The 21,960-nt window shown below is 74.8% G+C and carries 22 protein-coding genes and 1 pseudogene; 11 read left to right on the forward strand and 12 right to left on the reverse strand.

The genetic code is table 11. From position 1 onward, the window contains the following. Nucleotides 1-31 precede the first annotated feature (31 nt). Both ACZ6S5_RS31785 and ACZ6S5_RS31790 read right to left on the reverse strand, forming a co-directional pair. Nucleotides 32-605: pseudogene (locus tag ACZ6S5_RS31785) on the reverse strand (IS607 family transposase). A 141-nt stretch (nucleotides 606-746) separates the two neighbouring features. Continuing rightward, nucleotides 747-1,559 carry a DUF3097 domain-containing protein gene (locus tag ACZ6S5_RS31790; protein ID WP_466005926.1) on the reverse strand — a complete coding sequence of 271 codons (813 nt, stop codon included), beginning with the start codon at nucleotides 1,557-1,559 and terminating at the stop codon, nucleotides 747-749. Nucleotides 1,560-1,721: 162 nt separating this feature from the next. Here ACZ6S5_RS31790 and ACZ6S5_RS31795 point away from each other — a divergent pair, with 162 nt between their 5' ends. Then, on the forward strand, nucleotides 1,722-2,516 hold the full coding sequence (locus ACZ6S5_RS31795) for a hypothetical protein (RefSeq protein WP_466005927.1): 795 nt from the start codon (nucleotides 1,722-1,724) through the stop codon (nucleotides 2,514-2,516). Between the two features lie 21 nt (nucleotides 2,517-2,537). Here the strand turns inward: ACZ6S5_RS31795 and ACZ6S5_RS31800 are convergent, their stop codons facing one another. From ACZ6S5_RS31800 to fabG, 4 genes are all read right to left on the reverse strand, one after another. Next, on the reverse strand, nucleotides 2,538-3,404 hold the full coding sequence (locus tag ACZ6S5_RS31800; protein ID WP_466005949.1) for an HAD-IIA family hydrolase: 867 nt from the start codon (nucleotides 3,402-3,404) through the stop codon (nucleotides 2,538-2,540). Then, nucleotides 3,353-4,384 (reverse strand): ferrochelatase, encoded by a 1,032-nt coding sequence (locus ACZ6S5_RS31805; RefSeq protein ID WP_466005928.1) that lies wholly within the window; start codon nucleotides 4,382-4,384, stop codon nucleotides 3,353-3,355. Before ACZ6S5_RS31805 ends, ACZ6S5_RS31800 begins: the two co-directional genes overlap by 52 nt. 70 nt (nucleotides 4,385-4,454) lie before the next feature. Continuing rightward, nucleotides 4,455-5,222 (reverse strand): enoyl-ACP reductase FabI, encoded by a 768-nt coding sequence (fabI, locus tag ACZ6S5_RS31810; RefSeq protein ID WP_355341020.1) that lies wholly within the window; start codon nucleotides 5,220-5,222, stop codon nucleotides 4,455-4,457. 23 nt (nucleotides 5,223-5,245) lie between these two features. Beyond that, on the reverse strand, nucleotides 5,246-5,950 hold the full coding sequence (gene fabG / locus ACZ6S5_RS31815; protein ID WP_466005929.1) for a 3-oxoacyl-ACP reductase FabG: 705 nt from the start codon (nucleotides 5,948-5,950) through the stop codon (nucleotides 5,246-5,248). Between the two features lie 153 nt (nucleotides 5,951-6,103). On the opposite strand from fabG, the gene ACZ6S5_RS31820 reads away from it, so the two are divergent. The 4 genes from ACZ6S5_RS31820 (at nucleotide 6,104) to ACZ6S5_RS31835 (ending at nucleotide 10,303) form a co-directional block, all read left to right on the forward strand. After that, nucleotides 6,104-7,330 (forward strand): sensor histidine kinase, encoded by a 1,227-nt coding sequence (locus ACZ6S5_RS31820; RefSeq protein WP_466005930.1) that lies wholly within the window; start codon nucleotides 6,104-6,106, stop codon nucleotides 7,328-7,330. Next, on the forward strand, nucleotides 7,327-7,989 hold the full coding sequence (locus ACZ6S5_RS31825) for a response regulator (protein ID WP_466005931.1): 663 nt from the start codon (nucleotides 7,327-7,329) through the stop codon (nucleotides 7,987-7,989). Before ACZ6S5_RS31820 ends, ACZ6S5_RS31825 begins: the two co-directional genes overlap by 4 nt. A gap of 98 nt (nucleotides 7,990-8,087) precedes the next feature. Continuing rightward, nucleotides 8,088-8,984 carry an alpha/beta hydrolase gene (locus ACZ6S5_RS31830; RefSeq protein WP_466005932.1) on the forward strand — a complete coding sequence of 299 codons (897 nt, stop codon included), beginning with the start codon at nucleotides 8,088-8,090 and terminating at the stop codon, nucleotides 8,982-8,984. Continuing rightward, complete coding sequence (locus ACZ6S5_RS31835; RefSeq protein WP_466005933.1) at nucleotides 8,981-10,303, forward strand: acyltransferase family protein; 1,323 nt, start codon at nucleotides 8,981-8,983, stop codon at nucleotides 10,301-10,303. The genes ACZ6S5_RS31830 and ACZ6S5_RS31835 overlap by 4 nt, the downstream gene beginning before the upstream one ends. A 389-nt stretch (nucleotides 10,304-10,692) precedes the next feature. Here ACZ6S5_RS31835 and ACZ6S5_RS31840 read toward each other — a convergent pair whose 3' ends face one another. Genes ACZ6S5_RS31840 through ACZ6S5_RS31850 form a run of 3 tightly spaced genes read right to left on the reverse strand, consistent with a single transcriptional unit; the run spans nucleotide 10,693 to nucleotide 13,726 of the window. Continuing rightward, nucleotides 10,693-11,643 carry a VWA domain-containing protein gene (locus ACZ6S5_RS31840; protein ID WP_466005934.1) on the reverse strand — a complete coding sequence of 317 codons (951 nt, stop codon included), beginning with the start codon at nucleotides 11,641-11,643 and terminating at the stop codon, nucleotides 10,693-10,695. After that, nucleotides 11,640-12,638 carry a DUF58 domain-containing protein gene (locus ACZ6S5_RS31845; RefSeq protein WP_466005950.1) on the reverse strand — a complete coding sequence of 333 codons (999 nt, stop codon included), beginning with the start codon at nucleotides 12,636-12,638 and terminating at the stop codon, nucleotides 11,640-11,642. The genes ACZ6S5_RS31840 and ACZ6S5_RS31845 overlap by 4 nt, the downstream gene beginning before the upstream one ends. Further along, complete coding sequence (locus ACZ6S5_RS31850) at nucleotides 12,617-13,726, reverse strand: AAA family ATPase (protein WP_466005935.1); 1,110 nt, start codon at nucleotides 13,724-13,726, stop codon at nucleotides 12,617-12,619. Before ACZ6S5_RS31850 ends, ACZ6S5_RS31845 begins: the two co-directional genes overlap by 22 nt. 241 nt (nucleotides 13,727-13,967) lie before the next feature. On the opposite strand from ACZ6S5_RS31850, the gene ACZ6S5_RS31855 reads away from it, so the two are divergent. The 3 genes from ACZ6S5_RS31855 (at nucleotide 13,968) to ACZ6S5_RS31865 (ending at nucleotide 16,459) form a co-directional block, all read left to right on the forward strand. Beyond that, the gene (locus ACZ6S5_RS31855) at nucleotides 13,968-14,198 is read left to right on the forward strand and encodes a hypothetical protein (RefSeq protein WP_466005936.1); all 231 of its coding nucleotides are present in this window, start codon (nucleotides 13,968-13,970) and stop codon (nucleotides 14,196-14,198) included. 183 nt (nucleotides 14,199-14,381) lie between these two features. Beyond that, nucleotides 14,382-14,909: a PH domain-containing protein gene (locus ACZ6S5_RS31860; RefSeq protein ID WP_466005952.1), complete on the forward strand. Its 528-nt coding sequence runs from the start codon at nucleotides 14,382-14,384 to the stop codon at nucleotides 14,907-14,909. Between the two features lie 233 nt (nucleotides 14,910-15,142). Beyond that, nucleotides 15,143-16,459 carry a PH domain-containing protein gene (locus ACZ6S5_RS31865; protein ID WP_466005953.1) on the forward strand — a complete coding sequence of 439 codons (1,317 nt, stop codon included), beginning with the start codon at nucleotides 15,143-15,145 and terminating at the stop codon, nucleotides 16,457-16,459. A gap of 117 nt (nucleotides 16,460-16,576) precedes the next feature. Here ACZ6S5_RS31865 and ACZ6S5_RS31870 read toward each other — a convergent pair whose 3' ends face one another. Then, on the reverse strand, nucleotides 16,577-17,671 hold the full coding sequence (locus ACZ6S5_RS31870; RefSeq protein ID WP_466005937.1) for a phosphatase PAP2 family protein: 1,095 nt from the start codon (nucleotides 17,669-17,671) through the stop codon (nucleotides 16,577-16,579). A 91-nt stretch (nucleotides 17,672-17,762) separates the two neighbouring features. On the opposite strand from ACZ6S5_RS31870, the gene ACZ6S5_RS31875 reads away from it, so the two are divergent. Then, nucleotides 17,763-18,167: a thioesterase family protein gene (locus ACZ6S5_RS31875; protein ID WP_466005939.1), complete on the forward strand. Its 405-nt coding sequence runs from the start codon at nucleotides 17,763-17,765 to the stop codon at nucleotides 18,165-18,167. Next, nucleotides 18,164-18,994, forward strand: a complete 831-nt coding sequence (locus ACZ6S5_RS31880) for an MBL fold metallo-hydrolase (protein WP_466005940.1) — start codon at nucleotides 18,164-18,166, stop codon at nucleotides 18,992-18,994. Before ACZ6S5_RS31875 ends, ACZ6S5_RS31880 begins: the two co-directional genes overlap by 4 nt. A gap of 136 nt (nucleotides 18,995-19,130) precedes the next feature. Here the strand turns inward: ACZ6S5_RS31880 and ACZ6S5_RS31885 are convergent, their stop codons facing one another. Continuing rightward, nucleotides 19,131-19,577 carry a MarR family winged helix-turn-helix transcriptional regulator gene (locus tag ACZ6S5_RS31885; RefSeq protein ID WP_466005942.1) on the reverse strand — a complete coding sequence of 149 codons (447 nt, stop codon included), beginning with the start codon at nucleotides 19,575-19,577 and terminating at the stop codon, nucleotides 19,131-19,133. A gap of 83 nt (nucleotides 19,578-19,660) precedes the next feature. Here ACZ6S5_RS31885 and ACZ6S5_RS31890 point away from each other — a divergent pair, with 83 nt between their 5' ends. After that, a complete protein-coding gene (locus ACZ6S5_RS31890; protein WP_466005943.1) occupies nucleotides 19,661-20,884 on the forward strand; it encodes a multidrug effflux MFS transporter in 1,224 nt (407 codons plus the stop codon). A gap of 139 nt (nucleotides 20,885-21,023) precedes the next feature. Here ACZ6S5_RS31890 and ACZ6S5_RS31895 read toward each other — a convergent pair whose 3' ends face one another. Beyond that, nucleotides 21,024-21,956: a carbohydrate kinase family protein gene (locus ACZ6S5_RS31895; RefSeq protein WP_466005944.1), complete on the reverse strand. Its 933-nt coding sequence runs from the start codon at nucleotides 21,954-21,956 to the stop codon at nucleotides 21,024-21,026. Between the last annotated feature and the right edge of the window lie 4 nt (nucleotides 21,957-21,960).

Genomic DNA, 21,960 nt, shown 5'->3' on the forward strand with positions numbered 1-21,960 from the left:
ACGACGAAACCGGGCCGCGGCTGGAACTTCTTCACTCGGCGTCCTCACCGGTCGCCACGGCCACGGCCCGGGCCGCACGGTTCTTCGCCGCCCGATGCCCGTACAGCCGGGCACACATCGAGGTCAGCACCTCGGTGATGTCCCGAACCAAGTCGCCGGTGCTCTCCTGTGAGTTCAGGACAACCACACGCCGCCCCGTCGCGGACAGCGCGGACTCCAGGTGTTCGACACCGAACCGGGCAAGCCGATCCCGGTGCTCGACCACGATCACCGCAGCGGTCGGGTCAGCCAGGACCCGGTGCAGCTCGCGCCGCTTCCCGTTGAGCCCGGAGCCGATCTCCTTGACGACCTCACCCACGGCGAGACCCTGCGCGTTGGCGCCCTCCACAACCCGTATGGCCTGACGGTCCAAGTTGTCCTTCTGATCGGCGCAGGAAACACGGCAGTACGCGACTACGCGACCTTCAGCCCTCGCGGGCTCGGCCACGATCCACGGTTCCAGAGGGCGCCTGGCGCACGGGGACGGGCATCTTGCCGTCCTTCACCCATCGCCAGGCGGTCTGATAGCTCACCCCCTGCCGGCGAGCCCACACCGAAAGCTTCACACGGCCACGATAGGCCACCACACATGACCACGTTTGACCATAAAATCGCCAACAGCCGTCAGCCCCGTCGCGAGGCCTAATACCACCCCGACAGCGGAACCGAACCGCGCAGCCGGCCCACGACGGGGCCGGGGGCGACCACTACCCAGGCTCTGTGACGAAGTCGATCAACCGTTCCATGGCGTTGATCAGCGGCGTCTCCACGTCCGCGAAGCTGTCCACCCTGGACAGGATGCGCCGCCACATGTCCGCCGGCTCGGCCACCCCGAGGGCCGCGCAGACGCCCTCCTTCCAGGGCCGCCCGGGCGGCACCACCGGCCAGGCCCGGATGCCCAGCGCCTGCGGCTTCACCGCCTGCCACACGTCCACGTACGGATGCCCGGTGACCAGCACGTGCGGCGAGGTCACCGCCGCCACGATCCGGCTCTCCTTGGAGCCCGGCACGAGGTGATCGACGAGCACGCCGAGCCGACGGCCCGGGCCGGGCGCGAAGGCGCGTACCTCGGCGGCGAGCTCGTCGATGCCGTCCAGGGGCTCGACCACCACGCCCTCGATCCGCAGGTCATCGCCCCAGATCCGCTCGACCAGCGCGGCGTCGTGCACGCCCTCCACCCAGATCCGGCTGGCCTTGGCCACCTGCGCCCGGACGTCGTCGACGGCGATCGAACCGGAGGCCGTGCGGCGCCGGGCCGCGGGCACCGGGGCGCGCGCCGGGCGACGCAGGGTCACCGGCCGGCCGTCGAGCAGGAACGCGGCGGGCAGCAGCGGGAAGTTGCGCCGCCGGCCGTGCCGGTCCTCCAGGACCACCGCGCCGGCCTCGAAGCCGACCACCGCGCCGCAGAACCCGGAGTCGGCGTCCTCGACGACCAGGTCCGGCTCGGCGTCCACCTCGGGGGTGACCTTCCGCCGCCGCCAGTCGCCCGCCAGCACGTCCCCGTCGTATCGCCCCGCCATGTCGATCACGCTAGCCAGCGCGCCGGCGCGTCGCTCGGCGACGCCCCGACCAGCCGGCCCAGCCGCGGCACAGAAAGGGGCGAAGGGGGTAGTCCGGGGCAGGTCACGCTGCCGGTGCGGCAGTCGAGACACGGGCCGTGGCGAGCACGTACCCTTTTCGGCATGTCCCTCCCCGCAACGGGCGCGGCCACACTGGCGCCGCGCCGGTCGAGCCGGTTCGTTGCCTGGGTGCGCGCCTGGCGCGCCGGCCTGGTGCCTTTCGACGAGGTCGCCGACGAAATCGCCGGCGACGAGGAGCACCTGGTCGCGGACGCCCCCGGCACCTGGACCGACGTCTCCCTGCGGGAGGCGCTGCCCAGTCTGGCCAAGCTTTCCCCGGACGAGATCCGGCTGGTGCTGCCCGCGCCCGGCGACCCGCGCGGGCTGCCCGGTCCGGGCGAGTTCGCGGGCGCGGCACTGCTGGCCGGGGAGGCGGTGGTGGCCAGCGGGCTCGGGCTGGTCCCGGAGGTCCGCACCCACACCTCGGGCTCGGGGATGACCTGGGAGACGGTGCTGTGGCGGGTGTATCCGCTACCGGTCGACGCGCCGAAGGCGTCGCTGGCGGTGCCGGGCGCGGCCGAGGCGGAGGCCGAACTGGCCGCCGCGCTCGCCGAGACGACCGCCGCGCTCACCCGGCTCGACGTGGCCCAGTGGCGGCCGGAACTGGCCGGGGCCCTCTCGGCGCTGCGCCGCCCCGACGGGGCCACCGACCTGCCGCCCGGCTTCGACCCGCGGGCCCGTCGGCTCTTCGCCCGCGCCGCCGTGCTGGACCGGGTGCTCGCCCTGGCCGGGGAGAGCGCGCCGGGCGGCGCGGTGAACACCTACGAGGCGCAGCAGCGGGACGCGGCGCTGCGGCCGCTCACCACCGCCTGCCGGCAGGCTCTGGTGGCCGCCTGCAACGCCCCGCTGCGCCCCTGAGCGGAGCCGGGCGCGCCGGCCTCAGACCTCGTCGATCAGGTCGGCCACCGAGTTGACGATCCGCGACGGCCGGTACGGGTAGCGCTCCGCCTCGGCGCGGGTGCTGATCCCGGTGAGCACCAGGATCGTCTCCAACCCCGCCTCCAGGCCGCAAAGGATGTCGGTGTCCATCCGGTCTCCGATCATCGCGGTGGTCTCCGAGTGGGCGTCGATGGTGTTCAGCGCCGAGCGCATCATCATCGGGTTGGGCTTGCCGACGAAGTACGGCTCCACCCCGGTCGCCTTGGAGATCATCGCGGCGACCGAGCCCGCGGCGGGCAGCGCGCCCTCCACCGACGGGCCGGTCGCGTCCGGGTTGGTGCAGATGAACCGGGCGCCGTCGTCGATCAGCCGGATCGCCTTGGTGATCGCCTCGAAGCTGTAGGTGCGGGTCTCCCCCAGCACCACGTAGTCCGGCGCGAAGTCGCTGAGTACGTACCCCACCGCGTGCAGGGCCGTGGTGAGGCCGGCCTCGCCGATCACGTACGCGGTGCCGCCCGGCCGCTGGTCGGCCAGGAACTGGGCGGTGGCCAGGGCGGACGACCAGATCGACTCCTCCGGCACGTCCAGCCCCATCCGGGCCAGCCGGGCCTGGAGGTCGCGCGGGGTGTAGATCGAATTGTTGGTCAGCACCAGGAAGGGCTTGCCGGAGGCGCGCAGCTTCTTGACGAACTCGGGTGCGCCGGGCACCGGCTGGCCCTCGTGCACCAGCACGCCGTCCATGTCGGTGAGCCAGCTCTGCACCGGCTTGCGGTCATGCATGTGTCGTCCCCAGGGGTGTCGGAGTTCGGTCGGGCTCAGGGCCGGCGGGCCGGGGGCACGCAGCACAGCGCCGGGCAGGTGTCCCAGGCCGGCAGCTCGCCGAGGCGGCGGCGCAGCCCCTCGCCGTCCGGGGCGGTGCGCTCGAGGACCAGCTCGCGGACCATCGCCACGAAACGCGGGTCGGTGCCCGGGGTGGCCGCCCGGACGAAGTCCAGGCCGAGCTGCTTGGCCGTGTCGAGCGCCTCGTTGTCCAGGTCCCAGACCACCTCGAGGTGGTCGGAGACGAACCCGATCGGGCTGACCACCACGCCGGTCACGCCCTGCTCGGCGAGAGCCGTCAGGTGGTGGTTGATGTCCGGCTCCAGCCACGGCACCTGCGGCGGGCCGGAACGGCTCTGCCAGACCAGGTCGTACGGCAGGTCCGGCGCGGCGGCGGCGTGCACCAGCCGGGCGGTCTCCTCGAGCTGGGCGGTGTACCGGCCGCCGTGCGGACCGGAGGTGGTGGCCGCCGACACCGGGATCGAGTGCGCGGTGAACACCAGCCGGGTGCTGTCCCGCCGGGCCGGGTCGAGCTGCGCGAGCGCCGCCCGCACCGCGTCGGCGTGCGGCTCGACGAAGCCGGGATGGTCCCAGAACTGGCGCAGCTTCTCGATCAGCGGGGCATCCGGGCCGACTGCGGCACGGGCGGCGGCGATGTCCTCCTGGTACTGCCGGCAGGAGGAGTAGCCGCCGTACGCGCTGGTGACGAAGGCGAGCGCCCGCTGGACCCCGTCGTCGCGCATCCGGGCCACGGTGTCGGCGAGCATCGGGTCCCAGTTCCGGTTGCCCCAGTAGACCGGCAGGTCGACGCCGTGGGCGGCGAAGTCCTCGCGGATCGCGGCGAGCAGCTCCCGGCACTGCTGGTTGATCGGGGACACCCCGCCGAAGTGCAGGTAGTGCTCGGCGACCTCGGCGAGCCGCTCCGGCGGCACGCCCCGCCCCCGGGTCACGTTCTGCAGGAAGGGCAGCACGTCCTCGGGCCGCTCCGGGCCGCCGAAGGAGACCAGCACCAACGCGTCGTACGCCATGTGCCCATTCTCCCCCGACGGCCGTGACGGTCCGGCGACCACCCCGGGGCGGCCCGGTTTCCGGCCGGTCTCAGGCGCCGATCGCGTGGTAGCCGCCGTCGACGTGGACGATCTCGCCGGTGGTGGCCGGGAACCAGTCCGACAGCAGCGCCAGGCAGGCCCGGGCGGCGGGCTCCTGGTCGGTGAGGTTCCAGCCGAGCGGGGCGCGCTCGGCCCAGGCGTCCTCGAACTGCTCGAAGCCGGGGATCGACTTGGCGGCGATGGTGCGCAGCGGACCGGCGGCGACCAGGTTGCTGCGGATGCCCCGCTTGCCCAGGTGCAGCGCCAGGTAGCGGGAGGCGGACTCCAGCCCGGCCTTGGCCACGCCCATCCAGTCGTACACCGGCCAGGCCTTGGTGGCGTCGAAGGTGAGGCCGACCACGGCGCCGCCCTCGGACATCAGCGGCAGTGCCGCCATCGCGAGCGACTTGTACGAGTACGTGGAGACCTGCAGCGCGGTGGCCACGTCCTCCCACGGCGCGTCGAGGAAGCCGCCGCCGAGGCAGCTCTGCGGGGCGAAGCCGATGGAGTGCACCACCCCGTCCAGCCCGTCGACGTGCTCGCGCACCTTGTCGGCGAGGCCGGCCAGGTGCTCGGCGTTGGTCACGTCCAGCTCGATGACCGGGGCCGGCTCGGGCAGCCGCTTGGCGATCCGCTCGACGAGGGAGAGCCGGCCGTAGCCGGTGAGCACGACCTGGGCGCCGTTCTCCTGGGCGAGCTTCGCCACCGAGAAGGCGATCGAGGCGTCGGTGATGACGCCGGTGACCAGCAGCCGCTTACCGGCCAGGAGTCCGGACATTGTGTGGTTTCCTCCGTACTTTCTCAGTGACCCATGCCGAGGCCGCCGTCGACCGGGATGACCGCGCCCGAGATGTACCCGGCCGCGTCCGAGGCGAGCCAGGTGACCACGCCGGCGACCTCCTCCGGCTGGGCGAAGCGGCCGGCCGGGATGTTCTTGCGGTACTCGGTCTGGCGCTCCTCGGGCAGCGCGGCGGTCATGTCGGTCTCGATGAAGCCGGGTGCCACCACGTTCGCGGTGATGTTGCGGCTGCCCAGCTCGCGGGTGATCGAGCGGGCCACGCCGACCAGGCCGGCCTTGCTGGCCGCGTAGTTGACCTGGCCGACGCCGCCGTAGAGGCCGACCACCGAGGAGATGAAGATCATCCGGCCCCATCTGGCCCGCAGCATCTTGGTCGAGGCCCGCTTGGCGCAGCGGAACGCGCCGGTCAGGTTGGTGTCGAGCACCCGGGTGAACTGCTCCTCCGACATCCGCATGAGGAGCGTGTCGTCGGTGATGCCGGCGTTGGCGACCAGCACCTCGACCGGGCCCAGCTCCGCCTCGATGGCGGCGAACGCGGCGTCCACCGACTCGGCGTCGGTGACGTCACACTTCACGCCGAACAGCCCCTCGGGAGCGTCGCCGCTGCGGTGGGTCACCGCCACCCGGTCGCCCTGCTTGGCGAAGGCCTGCGCGATGGCCAGGCCGATACCCCGGTTTCCGCCGGTCACCAGCACGGTACGGGCCACGGTTCCCCCTCTGCTCAGCTGATCTCTCGGTCGCTGGCGAGCCTAGGGGTTACCGATAGGTAACCGCTAACCGCCTGTCATACCGAGGTAGGGCCCGAAGGGTCACCCCACGGGGGCACGACGGGACCGCCGCGCCGAACTAGCCTGCGGGGGATGGACCACAGTCCCGTCCGTGACGGCCTGGCCGCGCTGCGTCGCCTCTGGGCCGGACCGGACTACCCGTCGATCCGGCCGTCGCTGCGCCGCTGGCCCCGGCTCGCCGCCGCCGGTCCGACCCTCGCGCTGTTGGCGCTGATCGGGTTCACGGTGCTCACCGCACAGTTCCTGCTCGACGAGCGGAAGCTGCCCACCGCCACCGCCTGGCTGCTCGCGGCGCTCACCGTCGCGCCGCTGCCGATCCTGCTGGCCCGACCGTTGTGGGCCTGGCGGGTCATGTTCCTCGGGCAGATACTCGGCACGTTGAACCGGCCGCCGACGGACTGGCCGTGGAGCCCCAGCCAGATCCTGGTCATTCTCGTCGTGCTGGCCGTGGTGGCCGCCCGGGTCGACCGGGCGGTGCTGGCGTGGCTCGGGTTGTTCAGCCTCCTCCCGGTCTGGATCTTCGTCCCCCGAGCCAACCAGGCCGGCGTGAGCCTGCTGTTCGTGGTGCTGCTCGTCCTCGGTGACCTGGTGCGGCGCAACGTGCTCGCCCGGCGGGCGCTGGCCGAGCAGGCCGAACGCAGCGAGCTGGAGCAGGCCAGACGCGCGGTGCTGGAGGAACGCACCCGGATCGCCCGCGAGATGCACGACGTCGTCGCACACCACATGTCGATGATCGCCGTACAGGCGGAGACCGCCCCGTACCGGGTGGGCGCGCTGCCCGACGCCGCGCGTACCGAGTTCCTCGACATCGCCGGCTCGGCCCGCGAGGCGCTGACCGAGATGCGCCGGCTGCTCGGCGTGCTGCGCAGCGACGCCGGCCCGGCGGCCACCGCGCCGCAGCCGGGCATGGCCGACGTGCCGGACCTGGTGGCGGCGGCCGAGCGCGCCGGGATGGCGGTCCGGCTGGAGGCCACACCGCCGCCGGACGTACCGGACGCGGTCGGGCTGGCCGCGTACCGGATCGTGCAGGAGGCGCTGGCGAACGCGGCGCGACACGCGCCGGGTGCGGCGGTGACCGTCGGGCTGCGGGAGCGCGACGGGATGCTCGCGATCGCGGTACGCGACGCGGGCGGACCGCCGGCCGCGGCGGGCGCGACGAGCGCGACGAGCGGGCACGGACTGACCGGCATGCGGGAACGGGCCCGGCTGCTGGGGGGTACCTTCAGCGCCGGACGGACCGCCGACGGGTTCGCCGTCGCCGCCGAACTGCCGCTGGGAACGGAGGATCCCGCACGATGATCCGGGTGCTGATCGCCGACGACCAGGCGATGGTCCGGCAGGGCTTCGGGGCGCTCCTGGCCGCCCAACCCGACCTGCTCGTCGTCGGGGACGCCCCGGACGGCGCGCAGGCCGTCGCCGCGAGCCGCCGCCTCGACCCGGACGTGGTGCTGATGGACGTCCGGATGCCGGTGCTCGACGGCCTCGCCGCCACCCGGCAGCTGCTCGGTGACCGGCCGGCGGAGCGGCCCCGCGTGCTGATCCTCACCACGTTCGACCTGGACGACTACGTGTACGAGGCGCTGCGGGCCGGGGCGAGCGGCTTCCTGCTCAAGGACGCCCCGGCCGCCGACCTGGTGCACGCCGTCCGGGTGGTGGCCGCCGGTGAGGCGCTGCTCGCGCCCGCGGTCACCCGACGGCTGATCGCCGAGTTCGCCGCCCGTCCCGAGCGGCGGCGTCCCCGCCCCACCGCGCTGGCCGGGCTGACGCCGCGGGAGACCGAGGTGCTGCGGCTGATCGCCCGGGGCCGCTCCAACAGCGAGATCGCCGCCGACCTGGTGGTCGCCGAGCAGACGGTCAAGACCCACGTCGGGCGGATCCTGGCCAAGCTGCAACTGCGTGACCGGGCGCAGGCCGTGGTCCTCGCGTACGAGACGGGTCTGGTGGCCGCGGGCGAATAGCCCTCTGGTGGCACGCCGGGAACCGGTCCACAGGGGGACGCTTCCCGGCCGGTCCGCGGCACACGCTTTCGCCGGAACGATTCCGGAGGGAGCACACGATGCACTGGACCCGACCCGCTCGGGCGGCGACGACCGCGTTGCTCGGGCTCGGTCTGCTGGTACCGGGCCGCCCCGCCCCGCTGGCGCCGGCAGCGTACGTCGAGGCGTACCCGGCGACGGCGGCGCGGCTGCGCGCGGCGGGCCCGCCGTACGACGGCTGGGCCGCGGACGGCAGGCACTTCCTGGTCTTCGATCCGCGCGGCGACGGCCTGGCCGTAGAGGTGCTGGGTGACCTGGCCACCGCCGACCGGATCGCGGTGCTGGTGCCCGGGGTCGGCAGCACGCTGCCGGACTTCGACCGCGGGCTCGGCGGGGTGGCCCGGCGGGCCCTGGCCGGACAGGCCCGGGAGCTGTACCGGGAGCTGCGGGCCCAGGGGCCGGGCGTCCGGGTCGCGGTGCTGGCCTGGCTGGGCTACGACCCGCCGGACGGGGTGCTCACCGCGGCCGGGACAGCCAGCGCCGACCGCGGCGCCGCCGCCCTGCTCGGCCTGCTGTGCACGCTGGCCGACCACCGGCCGACCGCGACGATCACCCTGATCGGGCACAGCTACGGGTCGCTCGTGGTGGCGCGCGCCGCCCGCCGAGCCCCGGCGCAGGTCGCCGACCTGGTGACCCTCGGTGGCGTGGGTGCCGGCGTGGGCCGGGCCGACCAGCTCGGCGGCGCCCGGGTCTGGGCGGCCGAGGCGCCGACCGACTGGATCCGTCGGGTCCCCGAGGTGCGGCTGGCCGACCTCGGACACGGAATACGCCCGGGGGACCCGACCTTCGGCGCCCGTGCGTTGCCGACCGACGGCGTCACCGGGCACGACGGCTACCTGGAGCCCGGCACGGCGACCCTGCCGGCGGTCGCCGCGGTGGTGCTCGGGGACGCCGCCCGGGCGGGGGCCGCGCGATGAGGGATCGCACGGTGGACGGGCTGCGCGCGTACGCCATCGCCGGGGTGGTGCTGGGGCACTGGCTGGTCACCGCCCTGGTGTTGGCACCCGACGGGACGCTGCACCAGGCCGGCCCGCTGGCCGCCATGCCGGCGCTGGCCCCGGCCAGTTGGCTGTTCCAGACGCTGGGCCTGTTCTTCTTCGCCGCCGGTCACGCCGCCGCCCGATCGCTGGCCCGCTTTCCCGGCAGTCCCCCGCGCTGGCTGCTGCGCCGGCTGGGACGCCTGGTCCCGCCCGCCGTGGCGCTGCTCGGCGTGGGCGCCGCCGTCCTGTTGGTCGCCATCGTGCTGGGCGTCCCGGACGACACCCTCGAAGTCGCGGTCACGCTGACCGTCAGTCCGATCTGGTTCCTGCTCCCCCTGGTCGCTCTCTCCGCGCTGACCGCGCCGCTGCTGGCCGCCGTACGGCGCTGGGGACCGGCGCGCTGCGTGGCGCCCGCGATCGCGGTGGTCGCGGGGACCGATCTCGCCGTACGCCTGCCGGTGGTGTCCCCCTGGCTGCTGCCGGTCGCCGTCGTCGCCGCGTGGTCGGTGCCCTACCTGATCGGGCTGGCGCACGCCGAGGGCCGGCTCGCAGGGCGTCGTCCGGCCCTGACGTTGGCCGTCGTCGGGGCCGTCGCGCTGGCCGCGCTGATCGCCCTCGGCTACCCGGTCAGCGCCGTCGGGGTGCCCGGCGCCGACCGGTCCAACCTCAGCCCGCCCTCGCTGTTCGCCATCGCCCTGGCCGCGCTCCAGATCGGTGTCGGGTTGTCGGCACGGCCGGTGCTCCTCCGGCTGCTGGACCGCCCGGGCGCGGCCGGGCTGGTGCGCCGGGTGAACCGGCACGCGATGCGCATCTACCTCTGCCACCAGCCGGTCCTCGTCGGCGTCAGCACGCTCGCCGCCCGGTTCGCCGGTCCGCTGCCCGGGCTGCACACCCCGCCCGGCGGCCCCGGCTGGGTGGCCGCCCGGCTCTGCTGGCTGCCGGTCCTCGCCCTGGTCCTGGCGGTGCTGGTGCGCTCCGGCCGGGGATCCGCCGAGGCGCCTCGGGGCGGGCTCGCCCGAGCGACGGGCGGGCGGCGACGCCGGCTCGGCCGGTCCGGCGCCGGGCCGCTGCCCGGCCCCCAGCCGGACGGCTCCGGCGCCGCGGCACGGTCCGAAACCGTCGCCGGAGCGGTCGACCGGACGGCCCGGGTGAGCCGGTCGGCCGAGTGCGTGCCCGGCGATGCGCGGGTGTACGATGATCCCGTTTGCGGGCCGGAGATCGCCCGCCGTTCGGACCCCGCCGACCGCAGGAGGTGATCGCTGTGCGAGATAGCGATCCTCCCAGTCGTGGCCGGGCCGACCGTCAGCCCCGCTGAGCCACGACTCAGTCGGCAGAGCTGACCCAGCTTCCCGCCCTCCGCACCGCCCGTCTCCTCGGCCATCGGCCGGGGCGAGCGTGCTGCGCGGCCCGATCGGGCCGCCCGCGGTGGGGCACCCCGGTCACGACTTCGTGTGCGCACGTCCTGATCCACCCCTGCGGTCCGGCCCCGCGCCGCCCGGACCGCCGTCGCCACGGAGCAGTCCCATGAGCCGTTACGTCGCCCCGCTGGGCTTCACCCTCGCCGCCGTCTGGGTGGCCGTCCTGTTCGTCCTGGCCGGCGGCGGTCACTGACCGCGCCGGCCGGGACCCCGGCCGCCGTCCCGCCTCAGATCAGTCGGGACGACCAGACCAGGCTCAGCGCACCCGCGCAGAGGGCGAACAGCAGCGCGATCCCCGCGTACCACTGGGTGATCTCCCGGGGCTCGGTCCGGAACCCGATCGAGCTGCCCATGTCCTGGTAGACCCGCTTCAGCTCGCTCACCGAGGCCGCCTCGTAGAAGTAGCCCTGAGTGGTCTCCGCGAGCTGCGACAGCGCCATCCGGTCCACCGGCACCCGCTGGAGCTGGCCGCCGATGTCGACCTGTCCCGAGTCGGTGCCGAACGCGATGGTGGAGACCGGCACGTTCGCCGCCTGCGCCGCCGCGGCCGCCTCCTCGACCGACCGCCCGGCGGTCCGGTAGCCGTCGGAGAGCAGCACGATCCGGGCCGGCGGGATCCCGGCCGCACCGTCGGCGGGCACCGACCGGATCGCCTCCAGGCAGGTGAAGACCGCCTCCCCGGTGGCCGTCGCCTCGGCCAGCACCAGTCCGTCGATGGCGCTGGTCACCGCACCCCGGTCCTTGGTCGGCGGCACCAGCACGTTCGCCGACTTCGCGAACGAGACCAGCCCGAGGTTGTAGCTCTCCGGCAGCTCCCCGACGAACTGCTTGGCCGCCTCCTGGGCGGCCTCCAGGCGGTTCGGCGCCACGTCGTCGGCCTGCATGGACAGCGACACGTCGATGGCCAGCATCACCGTGGCCCGTTCCAGCGGCTCCTTCGTGTCCACCGCCGGCCGGGCCAGCGCGGTGGCCAGCACCAGCAGGCAGAGCAGGAACGCGGTGGCCGCCACGTGCCGCCGCCAGCCCAGTCCCTTCGGGGCGAGGGTCCGCAGCAGGTCGACGTTGGTGAACCGCATCGCGTACGCGCGGCGGTGCAGCTGCCGCCAGACGTACGCGGCGGCCAGGGCGAGCACCGGCAGCACGGCCAGCAGCCACCACGGTTGCAGAAAACGGATCATCGCGTCGTCCCTCGGGTACGGGCGTGCCGCTGCGCGGCCACGAATCGCACCATGTCCAGCAGCCAGTCTCGGTCGGTACGCAGCCGCAGGTGGGTTGCGCCGGCGGCGCGCAGCTCCGCGGCGACCGCCGCGCGCTGGGCGGCCGCCGCTTCGGCGTACCGGTGACGCAGGCCCGGGTCGGCGGTCTGCACCTCGTGCAGCTCCCCCGTCTCCGGGTCGACCACCGGCAGCACCCCCACGTCGGGCAGCTCCAGCTCGCGCGGGTCGATTACCTCGATCGCCAGCACGTCGTGCCGGACCCGCAGCTTACGGATCGGCCGGCCCCACTGCTGCGGCGGCGCGAGGAAGTCGGAGATCACCACGGCCACGCCGCGCCGGCGGGGCGGTCGGTTCAGCATGTCGACCAGCGCGCCGAGGTCGCTGCGCCCGGGGCGGATCTCGGTGCCGGCGATGGCCCGCAGCAGGCCCTGCGCCTCCTTGCGCCCGGCCCGGGCCGGCAGCCGGACCAGGGTGCCGGGTCCGGGAACGGGGGGCGCGCCGCGCCACCGCCCGGTCCGCGCCGGCACCGGTCCGCCGGTGCCGACCACCGCGCCGATCCGGTTGCCGCCCCGGACGGTCAGGTGGACCAGGGCCGCCGCGGCGGCCACCACCACGTCCCGCTTGAGCCACTTCCCGGTGCCGAAGTCCAGGCTCGCCGACAGGTCCACCGCCAGCCAGGTCTCCAGCTCCCGGTCGGCCACCGTACGCCGCACATGCGGCATGGTGGTCCGCGCGGTCACCGGCCAGTCCATCCGGCGTACGTCGTCGCCGGGGCGGTACTCGCGGGACTCCCCCGCCTCGCTGCCCGGCCCGGGCAGCAGCCCGGCGTAGTCGCCCTGGAGCAGCCCGTCGAGCTTGCGGGTGACCAGCAGTTGCAACCGGGACAGCACGGCGCCGGACCGGTCGCCGCCGGCCGGCGGTGAGGTGGGTGGGCTCACGGCCGCTGCCCGGGCCAGCCGGCGGCGTTCGGCACGGCCGGTGGCGGTGGCGTGGCCTGCTGCCGGGGCGCGACCGCCGGCAGCGGGATGGTCGACATCACCCGATGCACGATGTGGTCGGCCGGTACGTCGTCGGCCAGCGCGTCGTAGCTGAGCACCAGCCGGTGGCGCAGGATGTCCGGGGCGATGTCCTGCACGTCCTGCGGCAGCGCGTAGTCCCGGCCGCGCAGCAGCGCCAGCGCCCGGGAGGCCCGGACCAGGCCGAGCGACGCGCGCGGGCTGGCCCCGTACTGGATGAGCTGCGCGACGTCGGGCATGCCGTGCTCGGCGGGAGCCCGGGTGGCGAGCACCAACCGGACCGCGTAGTCCACCAGCGCGTTGTGCACGAAGACCTGGTCGGCCTTGTGCTGGAGGGCGATCAGGTCGGCGGTGTCGAAGACCCGGGCCGGCTCGGGCGGGGCGACGCCCATCCGGTAGACGATCTCCCGCTCCTCGGCGTCGGTCGGATACCCGACCAGGATCTTCATCAGGAAGCGGTCCCGCTGCGCCTCCGGCAGCGGGTACACACCCTCCTGCTCGATCGGGTTCTGGGTGGCCATCACCAGGAACGGGTCGGGCACCCGGTGGGTCTCCCCGCCGATGGAGACCTGCCGCTCGCTCATCACCTCCAGCAACGCCGACTGCACCTTTGCCGGGGCCCGGTTGATCTCGTCGGCGAGCAGGAAGTTCACGAACACCGGGCCCAGCTCGACGTCGAACTTCTCGCTGGACTGCCGGTAGATCCGGGTGCCCATGATGTCGGCCGGGACCAGGTCCGGGGTGAACTGCACCCGGGCGAACGACCCGCCGACCACCTTGGCCAGGGTCTCCACGGCGAGGGTCTTGGCGACGCCGGGCACCCCCTCCAGCAGGCAGTGGCCCCGGGCGAGCAGGGCGACGAACATCCGCTCGACCATCCGGTCCTGGCCGACGATCACCCGCTTGATCTCGAACAACGCCCGCTCCAGCAGGCCGGCGTCCTGCGCCGGGGTGGTGGCGGCCAGGGCCGGCGCGTCCGGCACAGCCTCGGTCGGGGTCGGGGCGTCGGGCGTGGTCGGCTGGGCCACCGGTCCTCCACAGCTTGGTCGTCGTCGCGGTGTGGTGCGTATCAAGACTGTCATGCCTTCCTGGGAGCCGAGGCCGGGAGATGGACGATTTTTGCCACGCCGTCCCGGCGCCCGGAAAACGCTGAACACGGGTGGACAACAAGGGGTCCGGCGTGTGTACGATTCACCCCGTCGCCGGGCGGCTCCCCCCGTGGCCGCCCGGCGCTAAACTTCTCACCGCGCGGCCCCTAGACTCGCCCCGGTGACCATTCCCACTCCCGCCGACGAGCCGCTGATCTGCTCGGCGCGCGGGTGCCGCGCCCCCGCCGTCTGGGAGCTGCGCTGGAACAATCCCCGCCTGCACGAGCCCGACCGGCGCAAGACCTGGCTGGCGTGCGCCGACCATCGCGGATCCCTCGGCGACTTCCTCGACGCGCGCGGCTTCCTCCGCGAGGTGGTCCCGGTGCCTGGATCACCTACGCTCGAAACGTGAGCGAGCGGAGCGAGCGAGCCATTCAGCTCAGCAGCGTGGCGCCTCGCGCCGCCGGCGAGCGAAGCGAGGCGGCGGCGTGAGCGAGCGGAGCGAGCGAGCCATTCAGCTCAGCAGCGTGGCGCCTCGCGCCGCCGGCGAGCGAAGCGAGGCGGCGGCGTGAGCGAGCGGAGTGAGCGCAGCCCGGTGCACGGTGACGACCTCGCCGGCCGCCCGCCGGCCCCGCCCGGCCCCCTGGAGCCCTGGCCGGACACCGTCTCGTGGCAGCCGATCTCCCGTGACCTGATCTGGGTCGAGCTGATCCGGCTGGGTGTGCTGTTCGCCGTCGGGCTGGTGGTGCTCGGCATCGGCTGGGCGGTCAGCGGGCAGTGGCTCTTCGGCGCCGCGCTCGGCGTGGCCGTGCTGCTGGCCGGTTGGCGGGTGGTGACCATCGTCCGGGCGGTGCACGCCTGGGGGTACGCCGAACGGGAGAACGACCTGCTGGTCCGGCACGGGTTGCTGGTCCGGCGGCTGTCCATCGTCCCGTATTCGCGGATGCAGTTCGTCGACGTCACCGCGGGTCCGCTGGAGCGCGCCTTCGACCTGGCCACCGTGCAGCTGCACACCGCCGCCGCGGCGAGCGACGCCCGGGTGCCCGGCCTGCGGCCGGCGGAGGCGTCCCGGCTCCGGGACCGGCTCACCGCGCTGGGCGAGGACCGGGCGGAGGGGCTGTGAGCCACGGCCCGGCGGACGCCGAGCCCGGCACCCCGCCGGCCGGCGACGACCGGCCGGCCACCCCGCCGCCTCCCCCGGACAGCGCCGCGCCCGTCGCGAACGGCTCGCCCTGGCCGGCGCCGCCCGGGTACGGCCATCCGGCGCCGCCGCCGGGGCACCTCGGCCCCGGCCCGGTCGGGCCCGGTGCCTGGCCGGCGCCGCCCGGCACGGGCTGGCCGGGGTACCCGGCCCCCCTGCCGGCCGGCGAGGAGCCGCGACAGCGGCTGCACCCACTGAGCCCGGCGTTGCACGGGGCCAAGTCGCTGGTGGTGGTGATCGCCGGGCTCTCCTGGTCGACACTGTCCCGGGTCGGCTTCGGCTGGTTCGCCGCACTGGTCGCGATCTTCGTGCTCGGGGCCACCGTGCTGTCGGTGATCAGCTGGTGGAACACCGGCTACCACGTGGTGGGCCGGGAGCTGCGGGTGCACGAGGGGCTGCTCTGGCGGCGTACCCGGGCGATTCCGCTGGAACGGCTGCAGGCGGTGGAGGTGGTCCGGCCGCTGCTGGCACAGCTCACCGGCCTGGCCGAACTGCGGCTGGAGGTGGTCGGCGGGGGCAAGACGGAGGCGCCCCTGGCGTACCTGAGCGTGGCCGAGGCCACCGCGCTGCGGCAGCGGCTGCTCGCCGTCGCCGGCCACCCGGCCGCCCCGCCCGCCGCCGGCACGCCGCCCGCGCCGGTGCCGGAAGGGCGCCGGCTGCACACCGTACGCAACCAGGACCTGCTGGTCAGCCAACTGCTCACCCCGCAGGCGTTCCTGCTCCCGTTCGGCCTGGCGTTCGTGATCGCGCAGTTCGTCTCCGAGGACTCCTGGTCGTTCATCGCGGTGGCCAGCACGCTCACCGCGATGGCCGGGGTGCTGCTGCAACCGGTCCGCCGGGTGCTCGACGACTGGGGTTTCCGGCTCGACCGGGACGACGACCAGCTGCGGGTCCGCAACGGGCTGCTGGAGACCCGGATGCAGACCGTGCCGCTGCACCGGGTGCAGACCGTCGGGGTGACCTGGCCACTGCTCTGGCGGATGAAGGGCTGGCTCCGGCTGCGGCTGGAGGTGGCCGGCTTCTCGGCCGCCGAGCCGGACGACCGGAACCGCCCGGACCGGCTGCTCCCGGTCGGCGACGCGGCCACGGGCGCGCTGGTGGTGGCGGCGGTGCTGCCCGGCGTACGGCTGGACGCGCTGCCGACGACCCCACCGCCCCGGCGGGCCCGCTGGCTGCGCCCGCTGACCCGGTCGGCGGTCGGCGCAGGCCTCGACGCGGAGGTCTTCGTCGCCCGCTCCGGGCTGCTCACCCGGCAGCTGACCGTGGTGCCGTACGCCCGGATCCAGAGCGTCCGGGTGACCCAGGGTCCGGCGCAGCGGCGGCTGCGGCTGGCCACCGTGCACGCGGACACGGCCGGCGGGTCGGGCGCGGCCGCACCCGACCGGGACCTGGCCGATGCGTGGGAGCTGGCGGCCGAGCTGACCGCCCGCGCGGAGGCGGCCCGCCGGGCCGACCGCGCCCGCCGCCGCTGAACCCCCGCCGCACGGAGTGCGCTGTTTCACGGAAAGAGTGGTCATCCCGCGTGAGATGACCACTCTTTCCGTGAACGAGGCGAATCCAGGACGCGCGGTGGAGGTCCGACCGGCCGGTCAGCGGTCGGCGGGGACCGTGGCGGGATCGGTGTCGGCGGCGGTGTCGGCCCCGGTCGGCGGCGTACCGGCGTCGGACGGCGGCGGCGTACCGGCGTCGGACGCCGCGGGCAGCGCGGCCTCGGCGGGCGGCCCGACGCGGCGCGCCCGGTGGGCCGCCCACCAGCGCTCGGCCAGCCCGACGATCAGGAAGGTCAGCCCGACGTACGCCCAGCCGACCAGCACGTCGATCAGGTAGTGCTCGCCGCTGTAGATCAGCGTGAAGGTCATCGCCAGCGGATACGCGAGCAGCAGCGGCCACCAGCGCCGGCGCACCGAGCCCATGAAGAAGAGCACCACGAAGAGGGCGAACGCGGTGTGCAGGGAGGGCATCGCGGCGACCGGGTTGGAGGCGATCTGCCCGGCGTTGAGCAGGTTGCCCGCGCCGTGCATGCCGATCTCCCGCCAGCCCCGGGTGGAGATCCGCGCGACCTCGGTGATCAGCCCGTTCTGGGCGGCCCACCACGGCGGCGCGGCCGGGTAGAGGAAGTAGGTGGCCAGTCCGGCGGCGCAGAGGAAGCCCCAGCGACGCATGTACGCGCCCCAGCGCGCGCGGTCCCGCAGCCAGAGCACCGCGGCGGCGGCCAGCGTCGCCACGAAGTGCGAGAAGTAGACCCAGCTGACCAGCACGTCCCACCAGTGCACCTGGTCGGGCCGGTAGAGGTGCTGCTGGAGCCAGACGGTGGGCACCTCCCCGCCGGTGGCCCAGCCCACCATGAACCGGTCGGCGATGACCAACTCCAGGGCGTGCGGCGTCGCACCGTTGTCGGCGAACCCCCGGGAGAGGTTGTACGCGGCCAGCAGCAGCACGACCGGGATCCAGTCCCGGGCGAAACGCAGGTGGCTGCGCCACGGGCGGGCGGAGTTCCAGGCGACGGTGCCCGCCCAGATCCAGACGAAGGCGTACGCCGGGTCGGTGGGCAGGCCGATGGCGAACCAGGCGGCCACGAAGGCGGCGCCCCAGATCGTCATCGCCACCACGCGACGGCGCCCGCCGTCGGGCGAGCGTGTGGCACCGGTCCGGGCGGGGGGCTGGGGGTCTGTCACGACGGCCATCGCGGTCAAGGTTAACGGCGGGCGACGGATCGACGGACGGCGACCACCCGCAGGCCGGACGTCCGGGCCCGGGCTCGTCTAGGCTCGGGGCATGCAGGAGCAGCCGGAGACGCCCTTCGCGCCGGGCCTGTCCGCCCGGGTCGAGCTGACCGTCACCGACGCCGACACCGCGCAGGCCGTGGGCTCCGGCGACGTGCCGGTGCTCGGCACGCCCCGGGTACTCGCCCTGGTTGAGGCGGCGACCGTGACGGCCACCGCCACCCGGATGCCGGCCGGGTCGACGACCGTCGGGGTCCGGGTCGAGCTGGACCACCGCGCGGCCACCCCGGTCGGGCGCACGGTGGTCGCCCGGGCCCGGCTGACCAAGGTCGAGGGCCGGCGGCTGCTGTTCGAGGTGGCCGTGGTCGACGGCGACGACACGGTGGCCGAGGGACGGGTCGAGCGGCTGCTGGTCGACCGGCAGCGCTTCCTCGAGCGCGCCTCGCGGGCGTCATGACCGCCGGGTTCGTCGAGGTCGCCGACCGCGTCCACGTGCTGCGCGACCCGCTGCTGCAGGTGAACGTGACGCTGGTGGTCGGGGACGGCGCGGCCCTGCTGGTGGACACCCTCTCCACCGCCGGGCAGGCCCGGGAACTGGCCGAGGCGGCCCGCGCGGTCACCCCGCACCCGTGGACCGTCGTCAACACCCACCACCACTTCGACCACTGCTTCGGCAACGCCACGCTGGCCGCCGATCCACCCCGCCCGGTGTACGCGCACGAGCGCGCCGCGGCCGTGCTGCGCGACCACCCGGACGACCTGCGCCGGGCGGCGTACGAGGAGATGCGGGACGAGCAGCCGGCGCTCGCCGCGGAGTTGGCCCGTACCGAGCTGCTCGCGCCGACCCATGCCGTGGTCGCCGAGACCGTGCTGGACATCGGCGGCCGGCGGGTGGTGCTGCGCCATCCCGGGCACGGGCACACCGACGCCGACCTGGTGGTGCACGTGCCGGACGCGGACGTGCTGGTCGCCGGGGACCTGGTGGAGCAGAGCGGACCGCCGGCGTTCGAGGAGTCGTACCCGTTGCAGTGGCCGGACGCGGTGGCCGACCTGCTGCGGCTCACCACCCCGGGCACGGTGGTGGTGCCCGGCCACGGCGCGCCGGTCGACGTGGAGTTCGTCCGGGCCCAGCACGCCCAGCTGGTCCAGCAGGCCTGGCTGATCCGGGCCGGCCACACCGGCAGTGCCCCGCCCGAGCGGGTGGCCGCCGAGTCCCCGTTCGGCGCCCGCCCCGGCCTGATCGCCGCCCGTCGCGGCTACGCCGAACTCGACGGCACCGCCTAACCCCCACCCCACCCCACCCCCACCCCCACCCCCACCCCCGGCGATCTTGCATATGTGGTGGCGGCAAATGCTCCGTGAACGGGCAAAACACCAACCCAAAGTGCAAGATCAACGCCGCCGGGGTGGGCGGGTGGGGTCAGCGGGGGGTGCGGAGCTCGGCGAGGAGGCGGTCCAGGGCGGGGACGGCCGTCAGGATCGCGTCCCGGTCGGCCGGCGCGAGGGCGGCGAGGGCCTCGGTGAGCAGGGCGGCGCGGTGCGCCGCGTGCTCGGCCATCCGGGTCCGGGCCGCATCCGTCAGGTGCAGCCGGACCACGCGGCGGTCGGCCGGGTCACGCTCCCGGTGCACCAGGCCCGCGTCGGTGAGGTCGCGGACCAGGGTGCTGACCGTGTTCGGGGCGGTGCCGAGCCGGCGGGCCGCCTCCTTGCCGCTGATCCCGGGCTCGGCCCGGACCAGCAGCATCAACTCCACCTGGGCCTCGGGCAGGACGTCCCGGTTGGCCCGGCCGGCGGCGCTGCGCCGCAGCAGCCGGTGCAGCTCCCCCACCACGGCGCCGAGCCGCGCGGTGGCCTCCTCGGTCGGCACGGGGTCACCTACTTCACAGCGCAACAATTCTGGATACAGAGCTAAGGTTACCTGGAGATCATCGATCCTGGGGGGACCCTGCCGTGAGCCGTACCGCGCCGACGACCGTGCGCCCGCCCGTCGCCGCGCCGGCCCCGGCCGCCGGTGGTGTGACCCTGCTGGTGCTGCTCGGCACGCTCACCGCCATCGGCCCGCTCTCGCTGGACATGTACCTGCCGGCGTTCCCCGCGATGACCCACGACCTCGGTGCCGACCAGGCCCAGATCCAGCTCTCGCTGACCACCTGCCTGGTCGGCCTCGCCCTCGGCCAACTCGTCACCGGCCCGCTCAGCGACCGTTGGGGACGGCGCCGCCCGGTCCTGGTCGGGGTCACCGCGTACGCCCTGCTGGCGCTGGTCTGCGCGGCGGCGCCGAGCGCCCCGGCGCTGGCCGCGGCCCGCTTCGCGCAGGGCCTCGCCGGCGGCATGGGGGTGGTGGTCGCCCGCGCGGTGGTCCGCGACCTCTACTCGGGCCGGGCCGCGGCGAAGTACTTCTCCCGGCTGACCCTGGTCTTCGGCGTGGCGCCGGTCGCCGCGCCGAGCGTGGGCAGCCTGGTGCTCCGGTTCGGCTCCTGGCGGGCGGTCTTCCTCACCCTGGCGGTGATCGGGCTACTGCTCGCGGCCGCGGTCGCCCTGCGCCTGCCGGAGACGCTGCCCGCCGAGCGGCGCAGCACCGGCGGCCTGGCCGCCACCGCGCGGACCATGCGGTCGCTGGCCGCCGACCGGACCTACCTCGGGTACGCGCTGACCCAGGGCTTCGCGTTCGCCGGGCTCTTCGCGTACATCTCGGGGTCGTCGTTCGTGTTCCAGGACGTCTTCGGGGTGTCCGGGACGGCGTTCAGCCTGATCTTCGGGCTCAACGCGCTCGCCCTGGTGGCGGCGGGCCAGGCCAACGCCCGACTGCTGGACCGCGCCGACCCACGCCGGCTGCTGGTCACCGCGCTGCTGGTCAACGCGGTGGCCGCGGTCGGCGTGCTGACCGGGGCGCTCGCCGGCAGCCTCGCCCTGGTGGCGGTGGCGCTCTTCCTCTTCGTCGGCTCGCTCGGCATGGTCACGCCGAACAGCACCGCGCTGGCGCTGGACGCGCACCCCCGGCACGCCGGCACCGCCGCCGCGCTGATGGGCGGCCTCCAGTCGGTCGTCGGCGCGCTCGCCGCGCCCCTGGTCGGCCTGGGCGGCGAGGGCAGCGGCGTGCCGATGGCCGTGGTCCTCACCGGTGCCGCCGCCCTCTCCCTCGCCTGCGTCCACACCCTCACCCGCCTCCGCTGACCCACCCCCTCCCCCGCCCCGGGAACCGCGCTGATTCACGGAAGGAGTGGCCATCGCCCGCGGAATGGCCACTCCTTCCGTGCATGAGGGCCCTCGCGCTCCCGGCGCACCGGCTCTGGGTGGGCGGAAGAATGCGTGGTCAGTGGCGGAAGCGAGCAGCGACGGCGGCGCGGGTGGGCATGGCGGTGGCACCGCCGGGGGACTCGCAGACCAGGCCGGCGACCCGGAGGGCGAAGGCGACCCGCTCGTGCCAGCCCGTCGGGTCCGTCGGCTCGCCGGCGGCGAGCAGCTCGGCGATGAGCGCGCCCATCACCGAGTCACCCGCGCCGGTGGCGTCCGCGGCGGCGACCTTCGGCGCGGGGATGCGGACCACGTCCTCCGCGGCGGCGACCAGGGCGCCGTCCGCGCCGAGGGTGACCACCACGGTGCCCGCGCCCAGCTCCCGCAGGTACGCGGCGACCCCCTCGACGGGCTCGTCCGGATAGAGCAGCCGCGCGTCGGCGCTGCTCAGCTTCACCAGGTGGGCGCTCGCGGCGAACTCGGCGACCACCTCGCGCAGCCCGTCCATCGCCTCCGGCCCATCGAGCAGGCGGGGCCGCACGTTCGGGTCGAACACCCGCAGCGCCCCGGCGATCGACCAGGCCCGCCGCGCCGCGGCCAGCACCGGCGGGTCGAGCAGCACGATCGAGCCGCAGTAGAGCACGTCCGCCCCCTCGACCAGGGCCACGTCCAGGTCCTCGGGGCCGAGCAGGGCGTACGAGCGGGGCTCGCCGTAGAAGCGGAAGTCCGGTTCCGCGCCGGCGAAGGTGGCCACGGCCAGGGCCGTCGGGGCGGGTACGGTCACCGCCCCGGCCAGCCCGACGCCGGCGTCGGTCAGGAAGGCGCGGATCCGCTCCGCGAGGGCGTCGTCGCCGAGCGACCCGACGAACTGGACGTCGGCGCCGAGCCGGGCGACCGCCACGGCCACGTTCAGCGGCCCACCGCCGACCGCCTGCCGGTAGACGGGCTGCCCGTCGTACTCGGCGTCGAGGAGGTCGACCAGCGCCTCGCCGAGCACCACCGCGTACCCCATCCTG

Source organism: Micromonospora sp. NPDC051924 (genome assembly GCF_055586005.1).